Annotated in this window: 12 protein-coding genes; 7 read left to right on the plus strand and 5 right to left on the minus strand. The window is 56.5% G+C overall.

Features of this window, described 5'->3' with window-relative positions:
- Window positions 1–735: L-2-hydroxyglutarate oxidase (gene lhgO / locus BIS10_RS12940; RefSeq protein ID WP_253505793.1), on the minus strand; the 735-nt coding region annotated here is incomplete at its 3' end.
- 109 nt (window positions 736–844) lie between these two features.
- Between lhgO and csiR the strand changes: the two genes are divergently transcribed.
- From csiR to gabT, 6 genes are all read left to right on the plus strand, one after another.
- Entirely contained in the window at window positions 845–1,534 is a 690-nt protein-coding gene (gene csiR / locus BIS10_RS12945) for a DNA-binding transcriptional regulator CsiR (protein WP_083023694.1), read from the plus strand.
- 83 nt (window positions 1,535–1,617) lie between these two features.
- Window positions 1,618–2,796: an acyl-CoA dehydrogenase gene (locus tag BIS10_RS12950; protein ID WP_253505795.1), complete on the plus strand. Its 1,179-nt coding sequence runs from the start codon at window positions 1,618–1,620 to the stop codon at window positions 2,794–2,796.
- Between the two features lie 53 nt (window positions 2,797–2,849).
- On the plus strand, window positions 2,850–4,064 hold the full coding sequence (locus tag BIS10_RS12955) for a CaiB/BaiF CoA-transferase family protein (protein ID WP_253505797.1): 1,215 nt from the start codon (window positions 2,850–2,852) through the stop codon (window positions 4,062–4,064).
- A 244-nt stretch (window positions 4,065–4,308) separates the two neighbouring features.
- A complete protein-coding gene (locus BIS10_RS12960; RefSeq protein WP_083025275.1) occupies window positions 4,309–5,103 on the plus strand; it encodes an EAL domain-containing protein in 795 nt (264 codons plus the stop codon).
- Window positions 5,104–6,042, plus strand: coding sequence for a sensor domain-containing diguanylate cyclase (locus BIS10_RS12965; protein WP_083025274.1), 939 nt, complete (start codon window positions 5,104–5,106; stop codon window positions 6,040–6,042).
- A 56-nt stretch (window positions 6,043–6,098) separates the two neighbouring features.
- Window positions 6,099–7,373: a 4-aminobutyrate--2-oxoglutarate transaminase gene (gene gabT / locus BIS10_RS12970; RefSeq protein ID WP_044628888.1), complete on the plus strand. Its 1,275-nt coding sequence runs from the start codon at window positions 6,099–6,101 to the stop codon at window positions 7,371–7,373.
- A gap of 66 nt (window positions 7,374–7,439) precedes the next feature.
- Here gabT and BIS10_RS12975 read toward each other — a convergent pair whose 3' ends face one another.
- Together BIS10_RS12975 and ccoG are read right to left on the minus strand one after the other, a co-directional pair.
- Complete coding sequence (locus BIS10_RS12975) at window positions 7,440–8,087, minus strand: hypothetical protein (RefSeq protein WP_083025273.1); 648 nt, start codon at window positions 8,085–8,087, stop codon at window positions 7,440–7,442.
- 70 nt (window positions 8,088–8,157) lie between these two features.
- A complete protein-coding gene (ccoG, locus tag BIS10_RS12980) occupies window positions 8,158–9,588 on the minus strand; it encodes a cytochrome c oxidase accessory protein CcoG (RefSeq protein WP_253505799.1) in 1,431 nt (476 codons plus the stop codon).
- Window positions 9,589–9,794: 206 nt separating this feature from the next.
- Here ccoG and mapR point away from each other — a divergent pair, with 206 nt between their 5' ends.
- Window positions 9,795–11,204: a GntR family transcriptional regulator MpaR gene (gene mapR / locus BIS10_RS12985; RefSeq protein ID WP_253505801.1), complete on the plus strand. Its 1,410-nt coding sequence runs from the start codon at window positions 9,795–9,797 to the stop codon at window positions 11,202–11,204.
- A gap of 35 nt (window positions 11,205–11,239) precedes the next feature.
- Here mapR and BIS10_RS12990 read toward each other — a convergent pair whose 3' ends face one another.
- Both BIS10_RS12990 and BIS10_RS12995 read right to left on the minus strand, forming a co-directional pair.
- Entirely contained in the window at window positions 11,240–11,488 is a 249-nt protein-coding gene (locus tag BIS10_RS12990) for a YkoF family thiamine/hydroxymethylpyrimidine-binding protein (RefSeq protein ID WP_133730807.1), read from the minus strand.
- A 42-nt stretch (window positions 11,489–11,530) separates the two neighbouring features.
- Complete coding sequence (locus BIS10_RS12995; RefSeq protein WP_253505803.1) at window positions 11,531–12,337, minus strand: alpha/beta fold hydrolase; 807 nt, start codon at window positions 12,335–12,337, stop codon at window positions 11,531–11,533.
- Window positions 12,338–12,529: the final 192 nt, after the last annotated feature.

Below are 12,529 nucleotides of genomic sequence, written 5' to 3' on the forward strand. Positions count from 1 at the left end.
GTCAGGAATCGGGTAAATCAGGTGGTTCACGATCTGGTTGTGGTGCTCGGGTAGCAGATAATACTCCCCACGAAACGGGCAAATCGTAAAGCCAGGGTCTTTGCCCAGCATGCGAATCACCCGATCCGCCATCAGGCCAGAACAGGTGACAAGATAGCGCCCCGTGAAGGTGTCTTGTTGGGTGGTCACCACCACCTCATCGGTGCGCTCTTCAAGGCCAGTCACGCAGTGATCAAAGCGGATCTCACCACCCAAGCGTTCGAATTCCGCCGCCATGGCACGGGTCACCTCGGCGTAGTTCACGATGCCGCTGGAGGGCACGAAAATGCCCGCCACGCCGGTGATATTGGGCTCGCGCTCCTTGAGCGCGTCGGCTTCCAGCCACTCACGCTCCAGCCCGTTGGCAGCGGTGCGCTCCCACAATGCTTCCATGCGCTGCTTTTCAAGGTCATTGGTGGCTACCAGCAGTTTGCCGCAGATGTCGTAGCGCACATCGTGCTGGTCGCAAAACTCACGCGTGGCGCGGTTGCCCTCCAGGCAAAACTTCGCTTTCAGGCTGCCCGGCGTGTAGTACACCCCCGCGTGAATTACCCCGCTGTTGTGGCCGGTTTGGTGTTGGGCCGCCCCCGACTCTTTTTCGACCACCAGCAGGCGCTTATCCGGGTAGGCCTGTTGCAGCTGCATGGCGGTGGAGAAGCCTAAAATACCGCCGCCCACAATGATGAAATCCCACATGAATGTCGTTACCTATGCCAAATTTTCAAAATTTATTGATAATAGCCGTTAATTCACGTTGATCGCTACGTCCCTACATTGGTCTAACACGTTGGTCTAAGGAGTTCTTATGGAGCACGATGCGCCGCGCCAAAACCTCGCGATTAGCGCCTATCACGCGCTTAAGCACGACATCATTCGCGGCCGCTACGCGCCTGAAGAGAAGCTCTTAATGAGCCGCTTAAAAGAGTATTACGGAGTGAGCACGGGGCCGCTGCGCGAAGCGCTTTCTCAACTGGTGGCCGACCGTTTAGTGGTAGCGATTAGCCAGCGCGGCTATCGGGTGGCGGCGATGTCGCTGGCCGAGCTGAACGATATCTACGATGCCCGCGCCCAGTTAGAAGGGCTAATTTTGCGCTTAGCGATTGAGCGCGGCGATGACGATTGGGAAGCCAGCGTGCTGGCTACCGCCCACCGGTTAGCCAAGGTAACCGAGGTTAGCTCCCCCGATGAGCTGCTGGATGGCTGGGATTTACGCCATAAAGCATTTCACACCGCCATCGCCAGTGGCTGTAACTCGCCGCACCTGCTGCAAATGCGCGACACCTTGTTTGATCAGGTAGAGCGCTACCGCCACTTATGGCTGCAAGAGACCGTCATGTCGCCTCAAGCCCTTGAAACCAAACGCCAAGAGCATGCCGCCCTGGTCGACGTGATTCTGGCGCGAAATGCTGAGCAAGCCGCCAACCTGATGCGTGACCACCTAATGACGCCGGTGCCGATCATTACTCGAGTACTTCAAGCGCGAGGCATCCGTTAAATTCTGCGTTTTAAAAAAATGTAGATATTTTTAAATAACGGCGATACATTGGTCTCAACAAGATCACTTTCGGAGTTCACGCTATGACACGCTTTAACTGGGACGACCCGCTACTGCTGGAAAGCCAGCTCACCGACGAAGAGCGCCAGATCCGCGAAGCGGCTCATGACTACTGCCAGGAAAACCTGCAGCCACGCGTGCTCAGCGCGTTCCGTGAAGAACGTTTTGACCGTGACATCATGTCGGAGATGGGTGAGTTAGGCCTGCTAGGCGCGACGGTTTCCCCGGAGTACGGCGGTGCAGGCGTGAACCACGTGTCTTACGGCCTGATTGCCCGCGAAGTAGAGCGTGTCGATTCCGGCTACCGTTCTGCCATGAGCGTGCAGTCGTCGCTGGTGATGTACCCCATTGAAGCCTACGGCTCTGAAGAGCAGAAGCATAAGTACCTGCCCAAGCTTGCCAGCGGCGAGATGGTCGGCTGCTTTGGCCTGACCGAACCCGACCACGGCTCCGACCCGGGCTCCATGATCACCCGTGCGGAAAAAGTGGATGGCGGCTACCGCCTGACCGGCGCGAAAATGTGGATTACCAACAGCCCGATTGCCGATATTGCCGTGGTATGGGCGAAATCCGCCGCCCACGACAACCAGATTAAAGGCTTTATTGTTGAGCGCGGCACCGAAGGCTTCTCTACCCCGAAAATCGAAGGCAAAGTGTCACTGCGTGCCTCTATCACCGGCGAGATCGTGCTGGACAACGCCTTCGTTCCTGAAGAGAACCTGCTGCCTAACGTTAGCGGCCTGAAAGGCCCCTTCGGCTGCTTGAACAAAGCGCGCTACGGCATTGCCTGGGGCGTGATGGGCACCGCTGAATTCTGCTGGCACGCCGCCCGCCAGTACACCCTGGACCGCAAGCAGTTTGGCCGCCCGCTCGCCGCCAACCAGCTCATCCAGAAGAAGCTGGCCGATATGCAGACAGAGATCACCCTGGGCCTTCAAGCCGCCCTGCAGGTGGGTCGCCTGATGGACAGCGGCAACTGGGCACCGGAAATGATCTCGCTGATCAAGCGCAACAACTGCGGTAAAGCGCTGGATATCGCCCGCGTTTCCCGCGACATGCACGGCGGTAACGGCGTGTCTGACGAGTATGGCGTCATTCGTCACATGGTGAACCTGGAGTCCGTGAATACCTATGAAGGTACCCACGATGTGCACGCCCTGATCCTGGGCCGCGCGCAAACCGGCATTCAGTCCTTCTTCTAATCCATACCGACTAACGCATACCAACGAATCGATCACCAGCAACGAGGCACCCAATGAGCACAGCCGCAAAGCCCCTGGCAGGCATCAAAGTCCTCGATATCTCTCGGGTACTGGCAGGCCCCTGGTGCGGGCAGATGCTGGCCGACATGGGTGCCGAGGTGATCAAGATTGAGCGCCCCCAAAGCGGCGATGACACGCGCCATTGGGGGCCTCCTTGGCTCTCCGGCAGCACAGAATCGGCGTACTACCTTTGCGCCAATCGAGGTAAGCGCTCGGTGACGGTAGATATGGCCAAGCCCGAAGGCCAAGCGCTGATTAAACAGCTTGCCGCTCAGTCGGATGTGGTGCTGGAGAACTTCAAAGTCGGCGGGCTAAAGAAGTACGGCCTGGATTACGCCAGTTTAAAGGCGCTAAACCCCGGCATTATCTACTGCTCGATTACCGGCTTTGGCCAGGAAAGCCCCTACGCCCACCGGGCGGGCTACGACTTTATGATTCAGGCCATGGGCGGCATTATGAGCCTGACCGGCAAGCCGGACAGTGAACCCGGCGGTGGCCCGGTCAAAAGCGGCGTGGCGTTTACCGATATCTTTACCGGTTTGTATGCCGCCAACGCAGTGCTGGCAGCGCTCTACCAGCGCCGCGACACCGGCGAAGGCTGCCACATTGATTTGGCTCTGATGGATGTTCAGGTAGGCGTGTTGGCGAACCAGGCGCTTAACTATCTGACCTCCGGTCAGGTGCCTCAGCGGTTAGGCAACGCCCATCCTAATATCGTGCCCTACCAAGCGTTTGCCACGGCGGATGGCCATATGATTGTGGCGGTAGGCAACGACGAGCAGTTCAAGCGCTTCTGCCAAGTGATCGATCAGCCGCAGTTGGCGCAAGATGAACGCTTTGCCACCAACGGTAGCCGTGTCCAGCATCGCGAGACACTAGTGCCGGTATTAGAACTCGCCCTAGCATCACAGCCTACCGATACGTGGCTCTCGGCATTTGAAGCGGTAGGCGTGCCCAGCGGGCCGATCAACACCCTAGACCGCGTCTTTGACGATCCCCACGTGAAAGCTCGCGGCCTGAAGCAGACGCTGCCCCATCGCCAAGCGGGGGAAGTGCACTTAGTGGCGAACCCGATTCGTATTAACGGCGAATCCATTAGTGCCCAAACCGCACCGCCCACGCTAGGCGAGCACACCGACAGCGTGCTGGATGCCATCGGCATCACTGACGAGCAACGCGTAGCACTACGCCAAGCGGGTATTATTTAAACCCTCCTCTTTTTGTAGCACTCTTTTAAAACGCCCAGACGGGCGTTTTTTTATGGCTGCAAACAGCCTGCTTAAACAGCGCCCCATTTTGTACAAAACCTATACACAAATTCTCCAAAGCGCTAGACTACGACTACCTTCAAACGTGAAATTTGTTTAGAAAACACTAACGTACTCACACTTTTTCATTAAACAGTGCAATATAACTCCGCCAAACAAGCGAACGAACACTTCAGGAGACGTTATGGGTAACTGCGCACGGGTGAACGGGACGTGTAAACGCTGTGAAGGAGAGCTCCCCTTTGAGTTCACGATGGCGTTTCAACCCATTGTGGATGTCGCGCAGGCCCGCGTAGTCACCCATGAAGCGCTAGTGAGGGGAGTAAATGGCGAGTCTGCCTGGTGTGTGATTTCCCAAGTCACAGACGACCTGCTCTACCGTTTTGATCAAGCCTGCCGGGTTAAAGCGATTGAGCTTGCCAGCGAACTGGGCATGGAGAGTGATCTGTCGATCAACTTCCTGCCCAATGCGGTTTACGAGCCGGAAGCGTGCATTCAAGCGACGCTCGAAGTCTCTCAGCGGGTGGGCTGGCCGACGGACAAGCTTATTTTTGAGATTACCGAAACCGAGCGGGTTCGCGATCGACAGCACCTGTGCAATATCATCGACGCCTACCGTACCATGGGCTTTAAAACCGCCCTCGACGACTTTGGTAACGGCTACGCTAACCTGGATCTACTCACCGATCTCGCCCCCGATAAGTTGAAAATCGACCGAGAATTGGTCATGAACTGCGACCACGACACCCGCCGCCAAGCTCTGATAAATGCCATTATTCTGCTCGCCGCCGAACTCGACATGATGCTGATTGCCGAAGGGGTAGAAACTCGCGCCGAAGCCCTATGGCTTGCCCGTGCGGGCATTACCCGGCAGCAAGGCTTTTTCTACGCCAAGCCCGCCATTGGCGCATTGGGCACTGAATTAACGCCACTGTTGGAAGCATTACGCAAGGAAGCCCAACTAAGCTCGGAGAGCTGAATGACAGATATGAATACAGATCATCTTTACCAACTGGTAAACCGTTCCAAGCGCAATACAGAAAACGTGATCAAGACAGCGCCTTTGGGGATCTGTATTACCGACCCTCACGGGCATTTTGAGATGGTCAACCCTGCCTACTGCCAATTCTACGGCTATCAGGAAGAGGATCTGATTGGCCAACACTTTACCCTGGTAGTGCCAGAAGCGTATCGCCCCCAGATGCGCCAGCTGCATGATGAGTTTATCCAAGGTGATGAAACCCGGGAGCTGCGCCAAGAGTGGGAAGTGCGCTGTAAAAACGGCGAAACTCGCACCATTTTAGCCGAAGCGGCCCGCATTGAAGGTGACGACGGTGCCTCTCGCAAGGTCACCTTTATTGTTGATATCACTGACCGCAAACGGCTTGAAGAGCGCTTAAAGCAGGCCAACGAGCGCTTGGAGTATCTAGCCCACCACGATGAGCTGACTGGACTTCTCAACCGCCGCCAGGGGCTGGCCAAGCTGGATGAAGCGCTTGAGCGCTGCCGACGTTACGGTAACCAGCTCAGTATTGTGCTGTTTGATTTAGATGACTTTAAGGGCATCAACGATACCTACGGCCACAGCACTGGTGACAGCGTGCTACAAGAGCTGACGCGAGTGGTCAATCAACAGCTGCGGGAAACCGACTTCCAAGTGCGCTTGGGGGGCGAAGAATTTTTGATCATTATGCCGGAGGTAGATGCCGACTCGGCGCATACGGCCATGGAGCGCATCCGCCAAAAGGTCGAGCAAACGCCCTACACTCAGCATCAGCTAACCGTGACGCTTTCAGCAGGCATCGCGTGTTACATTGAAACGTCGAGTACTCGAATGCTTGATCGCGCGGATAAAGCGATGTATCAGGCGAAACAGGCAGGGCGCAATCGAATTGTCATCGCATCGTCATCAGTGTGATCAACGCTATTGCGCACTATGCTAGAGCTACACCCTATCCTTTAAGGAGCTGAGTCATGAGCAATGCCGAGCTAAACGAACTAAAGCAGAAATACGTCGCGGCGGGCGCTGCAAGCCCCGCCACCGCTTTTGCGGACCGCGCCGAAAACGCTGAGATCTGGGACGCCGACGGCAACCGCTTTATCGACTTCGCTGGCGGTATCGGCGTCTTGAACGTGGGGCATCGTCACCCCAAAGTCGTGGCCGCTGTGAAAGCCCAGTTGGATAAGGTGATGCACACCTGCCAAACGGTTATGCCCTACGAGGGCTACGTTAAAGTCGCCGAGAAGCTGAGCCACATCGTCCCTGTACGTGGTCACGCCAAAGTCATGCTGGCGAATTCCGGTGCTGAAGCGCTGGAAAACGCGGTGAAGATCGCCCGCGCCGCTACCGGTCGCTCTAACGTCATCTGTTTCGATGGCGGCTACCACGGCCGTACTTTCTACACCATGGCGATGAACGGCAAGGTTGCCCCTTACCAAACCGATTTCGGCCCGATGCCGGGCACCGTCTTCCGTGCGCCCTACCCCGTGCCTTACCACGGCGTCAGCGAAGACGAAGCGATTCGCGGCCTGAAAATGACGCTGAAAACTGACGCCAACCCGAAAGACACAGCGGCGATCATTCTTGAACCAGTATTGGGTGAAGGCGGTTTTTACCCGGCGCCGACCAGCTTCCTAAAGAAGATTCGCGAAATTTGCGATGAGCACGGCATGCTGATGATCATCGACGAAGTGCAGTCCGGCTTTGGCCGTACCGGCAAGATGTTTGCCATTGAGCACAGCGGCGTCGAGCCGGACATGATGACCATGGCCAAGAGTATGGCCGACGGCATGCCGATCTCTGCCATCGTGGGCACCGACAAAGTGATGGACGCCTCTGGCCCGAACTCCCTGGGCGGCACCTACACCGGTAGCCCCACCGCCTGCGCAGCCGCGCTGGCGGTGATGGAAGTCTTCGAAGAGGAAAATATCCTTGAGAAGAGCCAGGCGCTGGGCGACAAACTGGCCGCGCGCTTCAACGAGTGGCAAGGCAAGTTTGATTGCATCGACCACGTGCGCAACATGGGCGCAATGGCAGCATTTGAGCTGGTCAACAACAAAACCGACCGCACGCCGAACCCGGAATTGGCGGCAGCGCTGTGCAAGAAAGCCCGCGAAGAGGGCCTGATCCTGCTGTCCTGCGGTATGTACGGCAACACCATTCGCTTTTTGATGCCGGTCACCATCGAAGACGACGTGCTGAACGAAGGCCTGGATATCATCGAATCCTGCCTGGAATCGCTGATCTAAGCGCTCTGCACCACCCACAACGCCGCCCCATGGGGCGGCGTTGTCGTTTTTATGCATCATATTTTGTCAGTTGAATAGGGGCGTTCGCTGGTTCAACTGTCTGATCTGATAAAGATCATGCGTGTAAGCATCCCATCTAAATATCAGAGCATTCAGGATTACCACTCCCCAAATGGCCGATAGAATCATCAACGGCTGGTTAACCCACGCTAAGACCGACACGTCTACTGAGTAGTGAATGGTATACACACTCATCGCCGCCAGTAGCTGAACCAACCCACAGTTTGCGATCACCGCCAGGATGAACGCATTCCTGACGTTGATAGACGGCAAGCGCGTCTTGAACAACCGCAGATGACGCACGCGAACACCGCCCTCTCCTGCCTGATGCGACGAAGGACGAGTGAGTTTTCTCTGACGGCGCAGAAGCGGCAGCCCATAGGCCTCTCGCCCCTCCTGAGAGAACGCAATGCGAAGGGCGTCTATGTTAAATCCACGCCCAAAGATGCGCGTTGCTGCCTCTTCAAAGCGTGACGCATCGGCTTCATCCGACGACGTTTCCTGAGCAGCTGTGAGCGTATCCAGCTGCCTACTTTTATTACCCGAAAGCTTCGCAACGTTAGGCGTATTGATATTAAAGTGCATTTGGTAAATCTGGTACCAAGCGGCTGTTACGCCCACGAATATCATCAAGAAAATTAGCACGGTTATCATTTATCTATCCTCATTCCTACTTATCCTCACATCTACTTAGCCTCACACTCACACCCACTTAGCCTCCCTCTTACTGACGGGTCGATCCCAAAAACCGCGTTTCGATGTTAGAGGAGATCGAAGGCTCATCTAACGCAACAATGTGCAGCACCACCGGGTGGCTCGGCTGGGTCAGCGCTGACGCATCAGCATTGAGCGCCACGCGTAACTGCCTCGTTTCATTAGCGGCCAAGACGAATGTGTCAGCCCCTTGTAAACGCAGGCCGGGCAAGCCGGTGGCGGACAACGCGTACTGGTGCTCCTTCGTATCTTGATTGCGCAGCGTCACGGTGTAGTAGTTGATAATGCGCCCCTCGGCCGTGCTTTCAAACAGCGCCTGACGATCTCGGGCGACCTCTACATCAATAGGCACTCGGGCGTTCAAGAAAACGATCAACAAAACCACCATAGAAAGCAGTGCCGCCGTATAAGCCAACAGCTGAGGTCGCCAAAACCGCGTAGGTTTGCCCTCTAGCGCGCGCTCGGTGGTGTAGCGAATCAGGCCCAGCGGCTTATCGATACGCGCCATCACGCTATCGCAGGCATCGATACACGCCGCGCAGCCAATACACTCATACTGCAGGCCATCACGAATATCGATCCCCGTGGGGCACACCTGAACGCACAGTTCGCAATCAATACAGTCCCCAGCAGCCGCTTCCGCGACCTCTTTGCGATGACCACGACGGGGCTCACCACGGGCGGGATCGTAAGAAACAATCAGCGTATGGCTATCAAACATGGCCGACTGAAAGCGTGCATAGGGGCACATGTGCAGGCACACCTGATGGCGCAACCAGCCAGCGTTCAGGTAGGTAAACAGAGTAAAAAAACCGATCCAAAAAAGCGCCCAAGGGTGCGCCTCTAAGCTGAATAGATCCCTTACGAGCCCACCCACCGGCGTAAAATATCCCACGAAGGTGACGCCCGTTACCAACGCAATCAGTAGCCAAGCGGTATGTTTAGCGCCTTTTCGCCATAACGACCCCAGCGTGTTAGATGCGTTGTCGCGACGTATCCGACGGTGCCTTGGCCCCTCCAGGCGGTGCTCAAACCAAATAAACAGAAACGTCCATACGCTTTGCGGGCAGCTATAGCCACACCACACTCGCCCCGCCGCCACTGTGATCAAAAACAGACCAAACGCGCACAGCACCAAAATCCAGGTCAGTAGAATAAAGTCTTGGGGATAAAACGTCGCAGCAAAGAGATGAAACTCCTGGGCAGAGAGGTCAAACCACACCATGGGGCGGTCCCCCCACTGAAGCCATGGCAAGCCCACATAGAGCGCTATCAGCAGCCAGTTGGAATAACGCCTTATGCGCTGAAAAAAGCCCTGTATCTCTCGCACATAGATATGCCCAGACGTGGATGGCGAGCGACCCGTAGTTTTCGCCTGAGGCGAATGGTGTTCAACGGCTGCATCGCTGGTTAGGTCTTGCAGTGGAATGCGTTGCGTCATACCGATATCCAGAAAAGAGGGAGTGGCGATCTATACGGTCGAGGGGCGTCACCGAATGAACCGCTACTATGCTCTCCCAGCCAACCACTAAAACAGATGCAGTTTTAGAGAAAAAAGCCGTATCAGTTTTGATATGCTTTTGATTGAGAGTATCGATTCTGTTGATCCCACTAAGCACCCGCGCCAAGCACCAGCGAGTTTATGCCATGAAACGCTATGAACAGTTTGCCGATGAAATAGCCACGCTGATTCGCCAAGGCGTACTGGGCCCAGGCGAGCGCATTCCGTCAGTGCGCCAAGCGAGCCGCCATCACGGCATTAGCCCCTCGACAGTGTTTCAGGCGTACTACTTACTGGAAAACCAGGGGCTTATCAGCGCTCGGGCGCGCTCGGGCTACTTTGTTCGTGAACACGCACGGCGCTTGATCAACGAACCCCGCGTCACGCTACAACCCGCCGACCCAGCGGAAGTGCAGGTCAGCGAGCTGGTGTTCTCGGTGCTGGACTCACTGCAGGATGATCAAACGGTGCCCTTTGGCTCGGCTTTCCCTAGCCCAGAGCTGTTTCCACTCTCTCGCTTGAGTATCAGCATGACACGTGGCTTGCGGGCGCTTTCGCCCCAACAGGTGGTGGCCGATATGACCACCGGACATACCGACCTGTGTCGGCAGATTGCTCTGCGCTACATGCTGGGTGGCATTCAGTTGCCGATGGACGAACTGGTGATTACCAATGGCGCAATGGAGGCGCTCAATCTAGCCCTACAGTGCGTGACTCAGCCAGGGGATCTGGTCGCGGTTGAGTCACCTGCTTTTTATGCCAGCCTACAAGTGTTGGAGCGGCTCAAACTGCGCGCGGTGGAAATTCCGGTTCACCCTCGGGAAGGGGTTGACCTAGACGTGCTGGCAGAGCGATTAGCGACGCTGCCCATCAAAGCCTGCTGGTTTATGAGCCACCTGCAGAACCCCATCGGCGCCAGCCTAAGCAACGAGCGCAAACAGGTGCTTTACCAGTTATTAAAGCAGCACCAAGTGCCCATGCTAGAGGATGACGTGTATGCCGAGCTCTATTTTGGCAGCACGCCGCCCGCTCCCGTTAAGGCCTTTGATGATGAGGGCTTGGTGATTCACTGCAGCTCTTTCTCGAAGTGCTTGGCACCCGGCTATCGGGTGGGCTGGGTAGCGGGCGGCCGTTATGCCCAAGAGATCTCGCGGCTAAAACTAATGACCACCATTTCCCCCTCTATACCCGCCCAGGCCGCCATTGCTGACTACTTACAACACGGAGGCTACGACCGCCATTTGCGCAAGCTGCGCCATGCCTTAGAAGCCCAACAAACCAGTATGCTGGCGGCGGCAGATCGCTACTTCCCAGCGCATACGCGCATTACGCGCCCTGCGGGCGGTTATTTCCTTTGGGTGGAGTTTCCCGAACACGTGGATTCGCTGCAGCTATTTCGCACAGCGCTCGACCATGGCGTTAGCCTCGCGCCAGGCCCCATTTTCTCCGCGACCCAACAGTTTCGCCACTGCATTCGCTTAAGCTATGGCCACCCCTGGACCCAGCGCAGCGAACGGGGGATGGAAACGCTGGGCACGTTATTGAGCCTTTTTTAGCGCGATAAAGCACATCACACGCGCGATGGCGTTATTTACCGAGGCCGCCGGTCACCTTCTAAAAAGTTAGCCGTAAACACGGCTTTGCCGTGGGTTTCGAACGACCACTTCATCACCTCGCTCAGTGCCGCCATCACCTCATCGAACTCGCCAAATACCTGGGTGCTCATTCGGTTGGGGTGAACTTCCAGCCCGGTGGCCTCTAAACGTTTGACCACCTCTTTGACTACTGGCTTGAAATCATCGGCCAGCGGGTAGTAGCTCAGCTGTACGGAAAGGTACATATCGTCTCCTTCATCGCCTCTATGGCTGCATCGCCTCTAAGGCTACGCTGTTTGAAACTGCTGCCACGCGGCCAGTATCGCCGTGCGCGTCTCTTCCGGGTGCTCCATCGGGAACATGTGTGTGCCGGGCACCATACTCACCGGCAGCCCGCGACGAGCGATGCGCTTGAGCCGTGAAGGCGTCATCAAGTGCGACTGCTGCCCCGCCACCAGTTGAATGGGTACGCCTACGCGCTGCGGCAAGTTGGAAAGGTGATCCGGCAGGTGGCGGAAAATCTCCAGCTCGATGCGCGGGTCAAAGGTCAGCTCGGCGCTACCGTCATCTAAAAGCCGCGTGCCTGCTTCAATGTAGTCGTTGAGCGCCTCAGGGGTAAAGCCACGAAACAAACCACGCCGCCGTAACGAGTTCGCCATCGCCTCCCGACTGGGCCACACGCTGCGCCGCCCTTTGGTTTTACCCGCCGGCGTAATGCGATCCATCAGCCCAAAACGCTTGGCCGCTTTCATGGCCCAGGCATCTGGCCCCAGCATCAGCGGCGGGTCTAGCATAATCACGCCACAAAAACGCTCCGGCTGCTTATCCGCAGCCATGGCCATCAGCGTGCCGCCCAGCGAATGCCCCACGCCCAGCAACGGCGCGTCAGTATCGGGGAGGTAGCTAAGCAGCTCCTCTACCAAGTTGCCCCAGTTGTGATTCACCGGGTAATCCGGGTGGTGGCCTAGCCTATCTAGCGGGTGTAAATCAAACGAATCTGCCAGCGGGTCTAACAGGCTGCGGTAGCTCAAACCGGGAAAGCCGTTGGCATGGGCAAACACTAAGCGGGGGCGTTGGGTGGCATCGGCAGGCATGGCAGGCTCGCAGTTAGGCTAACGGGAAGAAGCGCTATCTATCATACGTCTGTTTTAACGCGAGCACTGAAACCCGTCAATCCACCCAAGGGTTAACAGGCTAATTAAAACAGCGAGAGCTGCTGGGCAGCGGTCTCTTCCGCCAAGCGGTAGCCCACCCCCAACAGACGCACGGGGCGCTCGCCCCTTGCC

The sequence above is a fragment of the Halomonas sp. 707B3 genome, from assembly GCF_024158645.1.
Classification (GTDB): Bacteria; Pseudomonadota; Gammaproteobacteria; order Pseudomonadales; family Halomonadaceae; genus Vreelandella; species Vreelandella lionensis.